The sequence below is a fragment of the Paraburkholderia sp. GAS32 genome (genome assembly GCF_050434225.1).
Classification (GTDB): domain Bacteria; phylum Pseudomonadota; class Gammaproteobacteria; order Burkholderiales; family Burkholderiaceae; genus Paraburkholderia; species Paraburkholderia madseniana.
In genome coordinates, this window is sequence record NZ_JBNPVS010000008.1 from 191,412 (window position 1) to 207,676 (window position 16,265).

12 protein-coding genes and 1 tRNA gene are annotated in these 16,265 nt (G+C 61.2%); 12 read left to right on the top strand and 1 reads right to left on the bottom strand.

Translation table 11 applies throughout. The features are described from left to right. The first annotated feature begins 189 nt into the window (after positions 1-189). The 4 genes from P3T25_RS12810 (at position 190) to folE2 (ending at position 4,505) form a co-directional block, all read left to right on the top strand. Entirely contained in the window at positions 190-498 is a 309-nt protein-coding gene (locus P3T25_RS12810; protein ID WP_054034828.1) for an exodeoxyribonuclease VII small subunit, read from the top strand. After that, complete coding sequence (locus P3T25_RS12815; RefSeq protein WP_054034829.1) at positions 495-1,376, top strand: polyprenyl synthetase family protein; 882 nt, start codon at positions 495-497, stop codon at positions 1,374-1,376. Before P3T25_RS12810 ends, P3T25_RS12815 begins: the two co-directional genes overlap by 4 nt. Before the next feature lie 85 nt (positions 1,377-1,461). Beyond that, complete coding sequence (gene dxs / locus P3T25_RS12820; RefSeq protein WP_154557904.1) at positions 1,462-3,369, top strand: 1-deoxy-D-xylulose-5-phosphate synthase; 1,908 nt, start codon at positions 1,462-1,464, stop codon at positions 3,367-3,369. A gap of 329 nt (positions 3,370-3,698) precedes the next feature. Beyond that, positions 3,699-4,505, top strand: a complete 807-nt coding sequence (folE2, locus tag P3T25_RS12825) for a GTP cyclohydrolase FolE2 (protein ID WP_154557903.1) — start codon at positions 3,699-3,701, stop codon at positions 4,503-4,505. 124 nt (positions 4,506-4,629) lie between these two features. Here folE2 and tsaD read toward each other — a convergent pair whose 3' ends face one another. After that, a complete protein-coding gene (gene tsaD / locus P3T25_RS12830) occupies positions 4,630-5,658 on the bottom strand; it encodes a tRNA (adenosine(37)-N6)-threonylcarbamoyltransferase complex transferase subunit TsaD (protein WP_097394777.1) in 1,029 nt (342 codons plus the stop codon). A 133-nt stretch (positions 5,659-5,791) separates the two neighbouring features. Here tsaD and P3T25_RS12835 point away from each other — a divergent pair, with 133 nt between their 5' ends. The 8 genes from P3T25_RS12835 (at position 5,792) to P3T25_RS12870 (ending at position 16,215) form a co-directional block, all read left to right on the top strand. After that, a complete protein-coding gene (locus tag P3T25_RS12835) occupies positions 5,792-7,009 on the top strand; it encodes an NAD(P)/FAD-dependent oxidoreductase (RefSeq protein WP_154557902.1) in 1,218 nt (405 codons plus the stop codon). Between the two features lie 68 nt (positions 7,010-7,077). Further along, positions 7,078-7,290, top strand: a complete 213-nt coding sequence (gene rpsU / locus P3T25_RS12840; RefSeq protein WP_154557901.1) for a 30S ribosomal protein S21 — start codon at positions 7,078-7,080, stop codon at positions 7,288-7,290. Between the two features lie 235 nt (positions 7,291-7,525). After that, complete coding sequence (locus P3T25_RS12845; RefSeq protein WP_154557900.1) at positions 7,526-7,972, top strand: GatB/YqeY domain-containing protein; 447 nt, start codon at positions 7,526-7,528, stop codon at positions 7,970-7,972. A 78-nt stretch (positions 7,973-8,050) separates the two neighbouring features. Then, positions 8,051-9,922 (top strand): DNA primase, encoded by a 1,872-nt coding sequence (gene dnaG / locus P3T25_RS12850; protein ID WP_168435514.1) that lies wholly within the window; start codon positions 8,051-8,053, stop codon positions 9,920-9,922. Positions 9,923-10,015: 93 nt separating this feature from the next. Continuing rightward, positions 10,016-12,406 (top strand): RNA polymerase sigma factor RpoD, encoded by a 2,391-nt coding sequence (gene rpoD, locus P3T25_RS12855; protein ID WP_154557899.1) that lies wholly within the window; start codon positions 10,016-10,018, stop codon positions 12,404-12,406. Between the two features lie 152 nt (positions 12,407-12,558). Further along, a tRNA-Ile gene (locus P3T25_RS12860) sits at positions 12,559-12,646 on the top strand. A 954-nt stretch (positions 12,647-13,600) separates the two neighbouring features. Further along, positions 13,601-14,743, top strand: a complete 1,143-nt coding sequence (locus P3T25_RS12865; protein WP_429358190.1) for a porin — start codon at positions 13,601-13,603, stop codon at positions 14,741-14,743. 140 nt (positions 14,744-14,883) lie between these two features. Further along, positions 14,884-16,215, top strand: a complete 1,332-nt coding sequence (locus tag P3T25_RS12870) for an IS4 family transposase (RefSeq protein WP_429345660.1) — start codon at positions 14,884-14,886, stop codon at positions 16,213-16,215. The last annotated feature ends 50 nt before the right edge of the window (positions 16,216-16,265 follow it).

Here is a 16,265-nt window from a genome sequence, read left to right on the forward strand (position 1 = left end):
CGCTTAAGTGCCTGATTTGGGTCAAAAATGTCAAGGAAGTTCAAGGTTTTCGCCGCAGACCAATCGTTTTTTTTCTGCGAGACTGAGGGTCGGGCGCGAAGGGCAAAGGCGGGGCGCGGGCTGGCGATGGGATCGGAAATGTCGCTTTTGCCGTAGAATGTCCGACTTGTTTTAATTTTGCGACTATTCATGGCGAAGACCGCGTCGAAAGATACTGCTGCCGCGCCTGCTGAAGGCGTCGATACCACGCCGTTGCCCGAGAACTACGAGGCCGCCCAGGCTGAGCTGGAAGGGTTGGTGGCGCGCATGGAAGGCGGCAATCTCAGCCTCGAGGAATCGCTCACCGCCTACCGGCGCGGTGCGGCGCTCGTCGCGTTTTGCCAGCAGCAGCTCGAGAAGGTCGAGCAACAGGTGCGCGTGCTCGATGGCGAGACGCTGAAGCCGCTGCCTATGAATAGCGCAGGCACAGCCGCTACTGAAAGCGGGGACGACCTATGACATTCGAACAATGGACACGCTCGGTACTCGAACGTGTCGAATCGGCACTAGAACACTATCTGCCGACGGAAGCGACTGAGCCGGCCAAACTGCATGAAGCCATGCGCTACGCCGTGCTGGGCGGTGGAAAGCGGGTGCGCCCGCTGCTGTGTCACGCGGCCGGCGAACTGACCGGCGCGCGCGCCGAGTGCCTGGACGCGGCCGCGGCGGCGCTGGAAATGATTCACGTGTACTCGCTCGTGCACGACGACATGCCCTGCATGGACGACGACGCGCTGCGTCGCGGCAAGCCCACGGTGCACGTCAAGTATGACGAAGCCACGGCGCTGCTGGTCGGCGACGCGCTGCAAGCGCAGGCATTCGTCGCGTTGACGTCGGACGTGCTGGCGCCGGCGCAGCAGGCCGCGCTGGTGCGTGAACTGGCTTTGGCGAGTGGCTCGATCGGCATGTGCGGCGGGCAGGCCATTGATCTCGCAAGCGTCGGCCATACGCTGACGCGTCCGCAGCTCGAAACCATGCACCGGATGAAAACCGGTGCCTTGTTGCGTGCCGCGGTGCGCATGGGTGCGCTGGCGGGCGAAACGCCGAATGCGGACGCCATGCGTTCCCTCGACGCGTATGCGGCCGCCGTAGGCCTCGCGTTTCAGGTCGTCGACGATATTCTCGACGTCACGACCGATTCCGCAACGCTTGGCAAGACAGCAGGTAAAGACGCGAAGGACGGCAAGCCGACCTACGTGTCGATTATTGGGCTGGATGCGTCGCGTGCGCTCGCAGCGCAACTGCGCAGCGACGCCCACGCTGCGATTGCGCCGTTTGGTGCGCGCGCGCAGCGTCTTGCCGAATTGGCCGACCTGGTGGTGAACCGGGTTAGCTGAACGCGAAAGCCCGCCGCCGCGCACCTTTGCTACGGGGTGCATGTATGAAGTGCGGGCGCGTAAGTTTTCCTACAATGGAACGACGATGTACGACTTGCTGAAAACTATCGACGACCCGGCAGCCTTGCGCCGCCTCGATCGCCGCCAATTGCAACCGCTTGCCGACGAGTTGCGTGCCTTCGTGCTCGACAGCGTATCGCAGACGGGCGGCCATCTTTCGTCCAACCTCGGCACGGTCGAGTTGACCATTGCTCTGCACTATGTGTTCGACACGCCGCGCGACCGGATCGTGTGGGATGTCGGCCATCAAACCTACCCGCACAAGATCCTGACGGGCCGCCGCGACAAGATGCACACGCTGCGTCAGCTCGGCGGCATCTCGGGCTTTCCGAAGCGCGACGAGTCGGAATACGACACTTTCGGCACCGCGCACTCCAGCACGTCGATCTCGGCCGCGCTTGGCATGGCCGTTGCCAGCAAGCTGCAGGGCGAGAACCGCATGGGCATCGCCGTGATCGGCGACGGCGCGATGACGGCCGGCATGGCCTTCGAGGCGATGAACAACGCCGGCGTCGAAGACGACGTGCCGCTGCTGGTCATCCTGAACGATAACGACATGTCGATTTCGCCGCCGGTCGGCGCGTTGAATCGCCATCTGGCGCGCCTGATGTCGGGCCGTTTCTACGCCGCCGCGCGTGCGGGCGTCGAACGTGTGCTGCGCGTCGCGCCGCCTATGCTCGATCTGGCCCGCAAGCTCGAAGAGCACGCGAAGGGCATGATCGTGCCGGCTACGCTGTTCGAAGAGTTCGGTTTCAACTACATCGGCCCGATCGACGGTCACGACCTCGATTCGCTGATCCCGACGCTGCAGAACATCAAGGAACTGCGCGGTCCGCAATTCCTGCACGTCGTCACGAAGAAGGGGCAGGGCTACAAGCTGGCCGAGGCCGATCCGGTGCTGTATCACGGCCCGGGCAAGTTCAATCCGGCTGAGGGCATCAAGCCCGCCACCACGCCGTCGAAAAAGACGTACACGCAGGTGTTCGGCGAATGGCTGTGCGACGCGGCCGAGCTGGACGCGCGCGTGGTCGGTATTACGCCGGCCATGCGTGAAGGCTCGGGCATGGTCGAGTTCGAGAAGCGCTTCCCGGATCGTTACTTCGACGTCGGCATCGCCGAGCAGCACGCAGTGACGTTCGCCGGCGGCCTGGCTGCGGACGGCATGAAGCCGGTGGTCGCGATTTACTCGACCTTCCTGCAACGTGCTTACGACCAGCTGATCCACGACGTCGCGCTGCAGAACCTGCCGGTGGTGTTCGCCATCGACCGCGCGGGTCTGGTCGGCGCGGACGGCGCCACACATGCGGGTGCTTACGATCTGGCATTCATGCGCTGCATCCCGAACATGACGGTGATGGCTGCGTCGGACGAAAACGAATGCCGCCAGATGCTGTACACGGCATTGCAGCAGCCGAACCCGACGGCAGTGCGCTACCCGCGCGGCGCCGGCACGGGCGTGGCAACGGTCAAGCAAATGACGGCGCTGCCGCTCGGCAAGGGCGAGGTCCGTCGCGAAACGTCGCAACCGGCCGGCAAGCGGATTGCGATTCTGGCATTCGGCACGATGGTTGCGCCCTCGCTGGCGGCCGCTGAGCAACTGGACGCCACGGTGGCGAACATGCGCTTCGTGAAGCCGCTGGACGCCGAACTGGTCCGTCAACTGGCCGAAACGCACGACGCCATCGTCACGGTGGAAGAAGGCTGCGTGATGGGCGGCGCGGGTTCGGCTTGCGTCGAAGCCCTGCTTGAGAGTGGGGTTATGCGGCCCGTACTACAATTGGGCCTTCCGGATCGCTTCATCGATCATGGAGATCCGGCCAAGTTGCTATCCGCGTGTGGTCTCGACGCCGCGGGCATCGCCAAGTCGATTCGCGAACGCTTTCTTTCCAGCGGTGCGGTCGCTGGCCAATCCTCGGTGAAGCGCGTCGCTTGATTGTGTCACTCAGTTGCCTCACTTAGCTCCGTGGATTGGCTGAGTCGTTCAGCTGCACTGCCGTGCGCTACGCCGCGGCTATAGCGGCCATAGCAATCTCCAACTTGAGTCGATGGACCTTCGGGTCCATCATCCAACGCCGGCAGGGGCCGGCGTTTGCCGTTGCGCGACCTGATTCGCACGGCCGCTGAGCGCCCTCAAACGTGTCGTTTTGCGACACCCGCCGATGGGGCAATCCTCCAATCCTTGAAGGGGTTTCCTTCGAGGCGGGGGACTCCCGTAGAGCGGAAAACATGGGACGGCCCGGCGTTTCCTGAAAGGACAAGAATATGAACCAGATGAATCCCGCCTTTGTGATGCCCGACGTGCAGAGCACGCCCGATACGCGTCAGATTCCGATTCAACGAGTCGGCGTCAAGGCAGTGCGCCATCCGTTGACGGTGCGCACGCAAAGCGGCGAAGTGCAGCCTTCTGTGGGCACGTGGAATCTCGACGTGCATCTGCCCGCCGATCAGAAGGGCACGCACATGTCGCGTTTCGTCGCGCTGCTCGAAGAAAACAAGGCGCCGCTCGAGGCGGCCATGTTCCGCACCATGCTCGCCGCGATGCTGGAAAAGCTCGAGGCCGAGGCGGGGCGCATCGAAGTGTCGTTCCCGTACTTCGTGAATAAGACCGCGCCGGTGTCCGGCGTGCAAAGTCTGCTCGACTACGAAGTGACGTTGACGGGCGAGACCCGCAACGGCGCGACGCGTCTGTTCCTGAAGGTGCTGGTGCCGGTCACGAGCCTGTGCCCGTGCTCGAAGAAGATTTCGCAGTACGGCGCGCACAACCAGCGCTCGCACGTCACGATCAACGCGGAGCTAGTGGGCGACGTGGCGGTGGAAGAGCTGGTTCGTATCGCGGAAGAAGAAGCCTCGTGCGAACTGTGGGGTTTGCTCAAGCGTCCGGATGAGAAGTTCGTCACCGAACGTGCCTATGAAAATCCGAAGTTCGTCGAGGACCTGGTGCGTGACGTTGCGCAGCGTCTGAATGCAGACGAGCGCATCGTCGCTTATGTGCTCGAAGCTGAGAACTTCGAATCGATTCACAATCACAGCGCGTATGCAGTGATCGAACGGGATAAGCGGGTGGCGTGATCACGCTTTAGCTTCTTGCTTGCCGCGAATAGAAAAAGCCGCTTTCGAAGCGGCTTTTTCTATGGGGTTGCCATCGTCATCGTTTTGCCCGGTAAGCGGCGGGCGTCGCGGCCTCGTTGCGGGTTCAGCGCGCGAGGGACGTCAGATCCCAGCGCGGCTTCACGGTGAACGCATAGTCTTTACCCGATTGATCGGGCCAGCGTTGCAATCGCAACGCGCCGGCCAACGCGATCATCGCGCCGTTGTCCGTACACAGCGACAAATCGGGGTAATGCACAAAGAAATTGCGTTTCTTCGCCGCGGCGGAAAGCGCTTCACGCAGTTGCCGGTTTGCACCGACGCCGCCTGCCACCACCAGCCGATTGAGCTTCGTCCGTTTGAGCGCGGCCAGCGATTTCGCCGCCAGCACTTCTACGGCCGCATCGACGAAACCACGCGCCAGATCCGCTTTCGCCTGCTCGCAGATATTCGCGCCACCGAGCTTCTTCGCATGCGTGAGAACAGCGGTCTTCAGCCCGCTGAAGCTGAAATCGAGGTCGCCGGAATGCAGCATCGGGCGCGGCAGGACCACTGCGCCGGGCGTGCCGAATTCCGCCATCCGCGACACTTCCGGGCCGCCCGGATAACCTAGGCCCAGCAGCTTGGCGGTTTTGTCGAAAGCTTCTCCGGCGGCGTCGTCCAGCGTTTCACCGAGCGTTTCGTAGACACCCACGTCCGTCACACGCATCAACTGCGTATGGCCGCCCGACACCAGTAACGCGACGAACGGAAACGGCGGCGGCTCGTCCACCAGCAGCGGCGACAACAAGTGCCCTTCGAGATGATGGATGCCGATGGTCGGCTTGTCCCACGCCATGGCCAGCGAGTTCGCCACGCTCGCGCCGACCAGTAGTGCGCCCGCGAGGCCAGGGCCTTGCGTATAGGCGATCGCGTCGATGTCGCTGCGCACCGTGCCGGCGCGCTCCATCACTTCTTCGAGCAGCGGCAGCGCGCGCCGGATATGGTCGCGCGACGCCAACTCCGGCACCACCCCGCCGTACTCCCGGTGCATCGCAATTTGCGAATGCAGCGCGTGCGCGAGCAGTCCGCGCTCTGTGTCGTAGAGCGCGAGACCGGTTTCGTCGCAGGAGCTTTCGATGCCGAGAACGAGCATGGTGGGTGGGTCGCGGATGGGTTGGAGCGGGCACGGAAGCAAAGCCGCTCCAGCGCCTAAAAGTGAAAAGGCAAGCCTGAAAGTATAGCAGTGCGGGCAGGGAGCCGCAGGCGCGCAGGTACAATGCGGCCCCATGGAATCCTTCGATATCGCAGTGATCGGCGCGGGCGCGGCCGGCATGATGTGCGCGGCCGTGGCCGGGCAACTCGGCCGTCGCGTGGTGCTGATCGACCACTCGCAGCGCCTCGCGGAGAAAATCCGCATTTCCGGTGGCGGCCGGTGCAATTTCACGAATCTGTATGCCGGACCGGCCAATTATTTGTCGGCCAATCCTCATTTTTGCCGCTCGGCGCTGGCGCGCTATACGCCGCGTGACTTCATGGCGCTGCTCAAGCGCCATCACGTGACGTGGCACGAGAAGCACAAGGGGCAGTTGTTCTGCGACCAGTCGAGCGACGCGGTCATCAACGTACTGAAGAACGAATGCGACGCGGGCCGCATTGCGTGGCGCACGCCGCTCGCGGTCGACCAGGTGCGGCATGATGCCGAAGGACGGTTCACGCTGGACACCCACTCCGGCCCGATCACGGCCCGCGCGCTCGTGGTGGCGACCGGCGGCCTGTCGATCCCCAAGATCGGCGCCACTGATTTCGCCTATCGCCTCGCCAAGCAGTTCGGCCATAAGCTGATCGACACCCGCCCCGCGCTGGTGCCGCTGACCTTTGCTCCGGCCGACTGGGAGCCGTTCTCGGCGCTCTCCGGCGTGTCGCTCGAAGTGCAACTGGCGACCGGCAACAAGAAGACCGGCTCCGAGTTCAACGAGGACCTGCTGCTCACGCACCGCGGCCTGTCGGGCCCGGGGGTTCTGCAGATTTCGAGCTACTGGCAGCCCGGCGAGCCGATTCACATCAATTTGCTGCCCGAGCAGGACGCCACCACCGCGTTGCTGGAAGCCAAAACCGGCACGAAGCGCCAGATCGCCAATCTGCTCTCGGAATGGGTGCCACAACGGCTCGCCCACGTCTGGCTGGAAACCCACCAGATTCCCGCCGAGGTGCGCGTGGCCGATCTGCCGGACAAGACGCTGCGCCGCGTCGGTGAGGCCTTGTCGCGCTGGACGCTCACCCCGAACGGCACCGAAGGCTACCGCAAGGCCGAAGTCACGCGCGGTGGTATCGACACGCGCGAGCTGTCGTCGGCGACGATGATGAGCGCCCGCACGCCGGGTTTGTACTTCATTGGCGAGGCGGTCGACGTGACTGGCTGGCTCGGCGGCTACAATTTCCAGTGGGCGTGGGCCTCCGGCGTGGCGGCCGGCCAGGCGTCCGCGGAGTACGTTTTAGGGGCTTGACGGCGCAATAGCTTTGTGAGAAAGCTCTGCTATACTCCTGAACCTTTACAAAGTTCCGTTATTGAAAAATGACGACCATCCACGTAAAAGACAACGAGCCGTTTGAAGTTGCCATGCGCCGCTTCAAGCGCACGATGGAGAAAACCGGGCTGCTAACGGAACTTCGCGCCCGGGAGTTTTACGAAAAGCCTACGGCTGAGCGCAAGCGCAAGAAGGCGGCTGCGGTTAAGCGTCATTTCAAGCGTCTGCGTGGCCAGATGCTGCCAAAGAAGTTCTACTGATTCTGGCGTTGCCGCGGTTCCCGTCGAACGGAGCGGCGACATCCAACGGTGACGGCACAGCAGGTGCCATCGCGGAAAACACGGCCCTTCGGGCCAGCCGGCAGGGTCGCATCCACTACGCAAAATTGCGCCAACCCGCTTGAGGAAGCAGTCCCAAGCGGGCGTTTGTGTTGGATGCGGCGCATTGGTACCGTAAGCGGCCGGTTTTTAAATTTTCAACGCATTCAGGTGAGTGATGAGCCTCAAGGACCAGATCAACGACGACATGAAAGCGGCCATGCGGGCGCGTGAGACCGAGCGTCTCGGCACGATCCGCCTGCTGCTCGCCGCGGTCAAGCAACGCGAAGTCGACGAACGCGTCACCCTTGACGACGCGGCGATCATCGCCGTCATCGACAAGATGATCAAGCAGCGCAAAGACTCGATCAGCCAGTTCGAAGCTGCTGGCCGCACGGACCTCGCCGACAAGGAAAAGGCCGAACTGGCCATCCTGTCCGCCTATATGCCGGCGCAGATGTCCGAAGCGGAGATCGTTGCCGAAGTTCAGGCCGCGGTCGCGCAAACCGGCGCTGCGGGCCCGCAGGACATGGGCAAGGTGATGGGCGTGCTCAAGCCGAAGCTGGCCGGTCGCGCCGACATGACCGCTGTCTCGGCGCAAGTCAAAGCCGCGCTCGCGAAGTAATTCCTGTATTTCCGGTCTGCGCGTGCCGTTGTTCGACGGCGCGCACAGCCTTGAGCTTTTTAGGTAGCGTCATTCACTGTGATTCCACCGTCATTCCTGCAGGACCTGCTCAACCGCGTCGATATCGTCGACGTGGTCGGCCGGTACGTGCAGTTGAAAAAGGGCGGCGCGAACTTCATGGGGCTGTGCCCGTTTCACAACGAGAAGAGCCCTTCGTTTACGGTTAGTCCGACTAAACAGTTCTATCACTGCTTCGGCTGCGGCGCGCACGGTACGGCCATCGGCTTCCTGATGGAGCACGTTGGGTCCACGTTCCCCGAGGCGGTCAACGAACTCGCGCAATCGGTCGGGTTGACCGTGCCGAACGAGCCTTCGCCGGGCTATGGCGGCGGTGGCGGCTCCGGCGGGTATTCGCCGGGTGCGTCCAAGGCGGTGACCACGGCGCTGTCCGATGTCATGCAGACCGCCTGCGATTTCTACCGCAAGCAGTTGCGTGGCGCGCCGGTCGCGATCCAGTATCTGAAGAAACGCGGTCTGACCGGCGAGATCGCCGCCCGTTTTGGCCTCGGCTATGCACCGGACGGCTGGCAGAACCTCGAACCGGCCTTCCCCAACTATCGGGATGATTCGCTGGTCGAGTCCGGTCTCGTGATCGTCAGCGAAAAGTCGGACGCACAAGGTCAGAACCGCCGGTACGACCGCTTTCGCGAGCGGATCATGTTCCCGATACGGAATGTGAAAGGGCAGGTGATCGGCTTCGGCGGGCGCGTGCTGGACGGCGGCGAACCCAAATATTTGAATTCGCCGGAAACGCCTCTATTTAACAAAGGCAGCGAGCTTTACGGGCTCTTCGAGGCCCGTCTGGCGATTCGTGAACAGCATTACGTGCTGGTGGTCGAAGGCTATATGGACGTGGTCGCGCTGGCCCAATTGGGGTTCCAGAACGCGGTCGCCACGCTCGGCACGGCCTGCACACCGATTCATGTGCAGAAACTGATGCGCCAGACCGATACGGTCATCTTCAGCTTCGACGGCGATTCGGCGGGGCGCCGCGCCGCGCGCCGTGCGCTGGACGCCTGCCTGCCCCACGCGGCGGACAACCGGACCATCCGGTTCCTGTTTCTGCCGTCCGAGCACGATCCGGACAGCTACGTGCGTGAATTCGGCACAGAAGCGTTCGCCGAGCAGGTCGAGCGTGCCATGCCGCTGTCGCAGTTCATGCTGAACGAGGTGTTGGCCGGCAAGGAGCTGGATCAGCCGGAAGGCCGCGCCCGTGCGCTGTTCGACGCGAAACCGCTGCTGCAGCAGCTGCCCGCGAATGCGCTGCGCGCGCAGATCATGCATATGTTTGCCGACCGGCTCGACGTGCCGTTCGAGGAAGTGGCCGCTTTATGCGAAGTCGACGCCCGGATCGCGGCGGCCGCCCGATCGGCGCCGGCCCGCAAGGACCGGCGCAGTGTGACCGGGATCGAAGAAAAGACGCTGCGTAATTTGGTGATGTATCCGCGGACCGTGGCGGTGCTCGACGAGGAAGCCGAACAGGCGCTTCTGAGCGTCACGCGGCACGGCGAGCTGTTCGAAGAAGTGACGACGCATGCGCGCGCGCTGGGCGATTCGGCGGAGTTTCAGTTGCTGTCCGACCTGTTGCGAAACGGCGCAAATGCCCCAACTTTCGAGGAAATCTTTCGCAAAATTCTAGACTATGATGAAAACGTCCGGGATTTGCTGCTGAAGGACCCGGAGGATGCGACCGTCATCGAGGAACGGCGCGAGCAGGAACGGATCGTCGGAGAGGAGTTGAAAGCGGCGATTCTGAAGATGCGATACGACGCTTACTGCGATCGCCTCGAGCAGCTTTCGCGGCAATCCCGGCACACGCCGGAGGAGTTTGCGGAGCTGACGGGCCTGAATCAGAAGCGGGCTGAGATGAAGCGCCAGCTCGGGCTGTAAGCGGGATGGCAGAAAGCTGAGTGCTATAATAAAAAGTTTCTAGCGGTTTGTTTTTTCAATGGTTTTCCTAGCAAAGGCGAAAAGGCGATTGCGATGGCAAAGACACCAGGCGGGAAAAAAGCAACGGGCACAGGTTCGAATGAGCCGACCAGAAAGGTCACCGAGGCCAAGTTAGCTTCTTCCCCCAGAAAAGCGTCTGCCGCAAGCGTCACACCTGCTGCCGGGAAGAAATCCTCGACCACTTCCGCTGCGCGAGCGGAGCCGGTCAGGGCGGCGAAAGCTGTACCACCACCGGCCGCAAAACGGCCGGGTGTCAGAAGCGCAAGGGAAGCGCCTGCCGCGCAGGACGATGCGGTAGAGCGTGAGACTCCAGTATCCACGGTTCAACCGGCTGTTGTCCAACAGCCGCGAGTCGAGACTACAGCCGGTACGACGAACTCCATGACGAAAAAGCTGAACGAAACACCCGTCGATGACGACGCAACCCAAAGCGAAGAAACCCCTGCTGCCGTTCCCGGCAAGGTGGAAAAGGTCAAGGCTCGCGATCGTCGTGCAAAGGAAAAAGCACTGCTGAAGGACGCGTTTGCGTCGTCGCAGCCGGGCACCGTCGAGGAACTCGAAGAGCGCCGCGCCAAACTGCGCGCGTTGATCAAGCTCGGCAAGGAGCGCGGCTTCCTCACGTACGCGGAAATCAACGACCACCTCCCGGACAACTTCACCGAGACCGAGGCGATCGAAGGCATCATCAGCACGTTCAACGACATGGGCGTGGCTGTGTACGAGCAGGCGCCGGATGCTGAAACGCTGCTGCTGAACGACAACGCACCCGCTGCTTCGTCAGACGACGAAGTGGAAGAGGAAGCGGAAGTCGCGCTCTCCACCGTCGACTCCGAATTCGGCCGCACAACGGACCCGGTCCGCATGTACATGCGTGAAATGGGTACGGTCGAACTGCTGACGCGTGAAGGCGAAATCGAAATCGCCAAGCGGATCGAAGACGGCCTCAAGCACATGGTGATGGCGATCTCCGCGTGCCCGACCACGATCGCCGACATTCTGGCGATGGCCGAGCGCGTCGCGAACGAGGAAATCCGCATCGACGAACTGGTCGACGGCCTGATCGACGCCAACGCGGAAGATGCAGACGGCTTCTCGGCGCAGGAAGCGGAAGCGATCGAAAGCGAAGACGAGGAAGCCGAGGAAGAGGAATCGGACGACGAGGAAGAAGACGACGGCGCGGCGCAAGCCACGGCCAACGCAGCGCAGATGGAAGCGCTCAAGCGTGCGTCCCTCGAGAAGTTCGCCATGATCAGCGAATGGTTCGACAAGATGCGTCGTGCGTTCGAGAAGGAAGGCTACAAGTCCAAGTCGTATCTGAAGGCGCAGGAAACGATCCAGAACGAGCTGATGACGATCCGCTTTACCGCGCGTACCGTTGAGCGTCTGTGCGACACGTTGCGTGCGCAAGTGGACGAAGTGCGTCAGGTCGAGCGTCAGATTCTGCATACGGTGGTCGATAAGTGCGGCATGCCGCGTGCGGAATTTATCGCGCGTTTCCCGGGCAGCGAAACGGATCTCGAATGGGCTGACAAGATCGTCGGTGAAGGTCACGCGTATAGCGCGATCCTCACGCGTAACATTCCGGCCATTCGCGAACAGCAGCAACGTCTGCTGGACCTGCAGGCGCGCGTCGTACTGCCGTTGAAGGACCTGAAGGAAACCAACCGCCAGATGGCGGCGGGCGAACTGAAAGCGCGTCAGGCAAAGCGTGAAATGACCGAGGCGAACTTGCGTCTCGTGATCTCGATCGCGAAGAAGTACACGAACCGTGGTTTGCAGTTTCTCGACCTGATTCAGGAAGGCAACATCGGCCTGATGAAGGCGGTGGACAAGTTCGAATATCGTCGCGGCTACAAGTTCTCCACGTATGCAACATGGTGGATCCGTCAGGCCATTACGCGTTCGATTGCTGACCAGGCGCGTACGATCCGGATTCCGGTTCACATGATCGAAACGATCAACAAGATGAACCGCATCTCGCGTCAGATCTTGCAGGAAACCGGTCTCGAGCCGGATCCGGCAACGCTGGCCGAGAAGATGGAAATGCCGGAAGACAAGATCCGCAAGATCATGAAGATCGCGAAGGAGCCGATCTCGATGGAAACGCCGATCGGTGACGACGACGATTCGCATCTGGGCGACTTTATCGAAGATACGAACACGGTTGCGCCGGCCGACGCCGCTCTGCATGCCAGCATGCGCGACGTCGTGAAGGACGTGCTCGACTCGCTGACGCCGCGCGAAGCCAAGGTGCTGCGCATGCGTTTCGGTATCGAAATGAGCACCGATCACACGCTCGAAGAAGTCGGCAAGCAGTTCGACGTGACGCGTGAGCGGATCCGTCAGATCGAAGCAAAGGCGCTGCGCAAACTGCGTCACCCGAGCCGTTCGGACAAGCTGAAGTCGTTCCTCGAAGGGAATTGATCGAAGTAGGCGGTCGTGCGAAATGATGTAGCGGTTTGAAGGGGTCTTCCGGTTGTTTCGCTTGGGCGAAGCGGTTGCGAAGGCCCCTTTTTCGTGTAGTATGTCGGCCAATCAACGAATTGGCCCGGCCTTCATGACCGGGTCTTTTTCTTGGGCCGGACGCCGTGCTGGTTGCAGGCAGCGGACTCATAATCCGCCTCCGAAAGGACACCGTCGGTTCGACTCCGACCCGGCCCACCATAGATGTAAAGAAGGGTTCCGAGTTTTCGGAACCCTTTTTGTTTTGTGGTGAGAATCCAATATCAGATGCGGCAATATGCCGCTTATTAAGCGTCGCGTGTTCCCGCGCAATATCACGCTTCACTTTCGAGAAGAGATCGGCGAACCTGGCGCCAGCGTGCGCCGACTCTTAAGGCCTAACCGGTTCCACTGCGGGCCATATGGACCGGCGACCGGGAGGTAAGGAAAACTCCGTGTAAAAAAGTGCACGGCTGTGCCGTTAAATGAATACGGAAGGCTGTTCGATGTATGTCGTCCGCTTTCAGCACGGGCTCTTGTCACACGACGGCTGGCGCCGCGCAGTTCACCTCCGGGCAATGCCCGTGCTGAAGGCTTCACCTCGCCTGACTCCACTTCGCCACGCCGCTCGACAATTCGCGACCCGCTTTAATCACAGCTAATGCAGATACCCGTTCCTCGGAGTATTCGGTGTTAAATCGCCGACTGCATTAAATCAATTAAGTTCCCGCTTTTCCAAAATAAATTTACACCGCATCGATTTAGGCCTATCGCAATCGCCTGATTTCCGAGCAATCAGATGTCTCTCATTTTTCAAACGTTCCGACCCGATTACGTCACGCATATTAAATGCTGTTGCATTCACACAACTTTAATATTGAGATGTTGCGGATAACTTTTGTCCAGAGCAGGCGTACATTCATCCACATTTTGCGATAAGCGTATGAAAGATAAAGACTTAATGCATATCTCGATTTGATTGTTGCGGATTCTGAAAAATCCTGTTGCGTAAATTGCGGGCGTCGCTACTAGGGTCTCCACCTACACTCACGCTTCGTTTCAAGGGTGCCCAGCTGATCCGAAACGGGTCGGCGAACAGGGCGGCAGCGAATGATGCATGCGCTGCTGAGGCAGGTCCCGCTCCCCGCGTAAATTTATCGAACTGGAGTCCCACGCATGAAAAAGAGTCTCATCGTCGTTGCGGTTGCCGCATCGTTTGCTTCCGTCGCTCACGCACAAAGCAGCGTGACCCTGTATGGTCTGCTGGACGCAGGCTTGACGTACACCAGCAACGTCAACCACAACGCAAAGTGGGCAGCAGGTAGCGGCGGCATCAACCAAAGCATGTTCGGTCTGCGTGGTTCGGAAGATCTGGGCGGCGGTCTGAAGGCAATCTTCACGTTGGAAAGCGGCTTCAATATCAACAACGGCAAGTTCGCTAACAACAACGGCATGTTCAACCGTCAAGCGTTTGTCGGTCTGTCGAGCGCGCAATTCGGTATGGTCACGCTGGGTCGTCAATACGACGCGGCACAAGACTACCTGGCACCGCTGACCGCAACGGGCAGCTGGGGCGGCACGTACTTCGCGCACCCGTTCAACAACGACAACCTGAACACGAACGGCGGCTTCGCAGTCAACAACTCGATCAAGTACTCGAGCGCTAACTACGCTGGCTTCACGTTCGGCGGCACGTACGGCTTCTCGAACCAGGCTGGCGCATTCGCAAACAACCGCGAATACAGCGTGGGTGCTGCATACCAGTGGCAAGGCCTGCACCTGGGCGCTGCTTACGCACAGCAGAACAACCCGGGCGCAAGGAACGCAGCAGGCACGGCAAGCAACGGCGGAGCTTCGGACGGTTCGATCCTGGGCCTCACCGGTAACTTCCGTCAGCGTGAATTCGGCGCAGCAGGTTCGTACTCGTTCGGCCCGGCTACCGTCGGTCTGGCATGGACGCAATCGCGTATCGACAACGTCGCTGGCGCACAACAATCGCTGCGCGCCAACAACTACGAAGTCAACGGCAAGTACAACGTGACCCCGGCTCTGGGCCTGGGCGTTGCTTACACGTTCACCGACGGCAAGGGCTACGGCGTTGCTGCAAACGGTGGTTCGGAGTCGGTTCGCTACCACCAGATCGGCCTGCAAGCTGACTACTCGCTGTCGCGTCGTACGGACGTCTACGCACAAGCCGTGTACCAGCACGCAATGGGCGACGGCGGTGTTGCTTCGATCTACAGCGGCGACGTGACGCAACTGCCGTCGTCGTCGAAGAACCAGACGGCCGCTACGGTCGGTCTGCGTCACCGCTTCTAAGCTTCAGCAGAAGAAGCTAGTTGTTGCAGAAAAGGTGCCGTTCGCGGCTAATGCCGTTCAGTTAGCACTGAACGGCATTTTCATTTGCAGAGCAGGAAGAGGTTGTAAACGGCGCGCCGGGGTGTTAACTTTTCGGCGCGATGCTCTCAGCCCACCTTACCTACCTGATCGAAGCGCAAGAGCCGGTAGCCGACCTGAGCCGGCTGGCTGAGCATCTGCCTTACGAATGGATTGAGCACGCGGTGCGTGCTACGGGGACGGCAAGCCTGCGGCGGCGACGCCTGCCGGCCGAGCAGGTGGTATGGCTGGTGATCGCTCTGGCCATGTACCGGCACTGGTCAATCAGTGAAGTGCTCGACGGACTCGATCTGGCGCTACCCAGCGAGGATGCACCATTCGTCAGCAAGAGCGCGGTGACGCAGGCGCGTCAGCGCATCGGCGAAGCGCCGCTGGCCTGGCTTTTTGACCGGACAGCTCGGACCTGGACCCGGCAGGACGCGGCTCACCATGCGTTCAAGGGGTTGAGTTTGTGGGCGATGGACGGCACCACGCTACGCACGCCCGACAGCCCCGCCAACCGGGAGCACTTCGGCGCGCAAGGTTACGCCGGTGGCAGGGTGGCCAGCTATCCGCAGGTGCGCGCAGTGACGCTCACGGCGATTCCAACGCATCTGGTCGCCGACATCAATTTCGGTCGTTACGACACCAACGAGATGGTGTATGCAAAAGGCCTGTTGCCGCAGATACCGGAAGATTCGCTGACGGTATTCGATAAAGGCTTTCTGTCTGCCGAAATCCTCTGTGGCCTGACGATGGGAGGACGTAACCGCCACTTCCTGATTCCCGCCAAATCCAATAGCTGCTGGGAAGTGATCGCGGGTACCGCTGACGATGCGACGGTACGCATGCGCGTCTCGCCGCAGGCGCGCAAGAAGTGTCCGGCTTTGCCCGAATTCTGGAATGCGCGGGCGATCCGCACCATCGATGCGCGCGGGCGCGAACGCGTGCTACTGACTTCGCTGGGCGATCGTCGCCGCTTCAAACCCGCTGATATCCTGGCCTGCTACGAGCGTCGCTGGCAGATCGAAACCAGCTACCGCGAGCTTAAGCAATCGATGCTCGGCTCGGAGTTGACCTTGCGCAGTCGTACGGTCGAAGGTGTGTATCAGGAGATATGGGGTGCGTTGATCGCCTACAACCTGATTCGCCGTGAGATCGCCAGCGCCGCATGGGAAGCGAAACTCGAGCCGACCGATATCAGCTTCGTGCGCGCCCTGCACACGATCCAGCACGAAATGATGTGGGCCGCGCTAACGCCGGCCTATGCGAAATTGCCCGCCTGTCTGAAGCGCCTGCGTGAGCGCCTCAAGTCGCTGCCCAATGAAAAACGACCCGGCCGCGCATGCGACCGGGTCGTCAAATCTCGACCTCACCGTTATACCGTTCGTTTCTTGAAGAAGGATCTTAACTGAACGGCATTAGCCGTTCGCGGCACCTTTTTTTATGGGCGCGCCACTTTGGT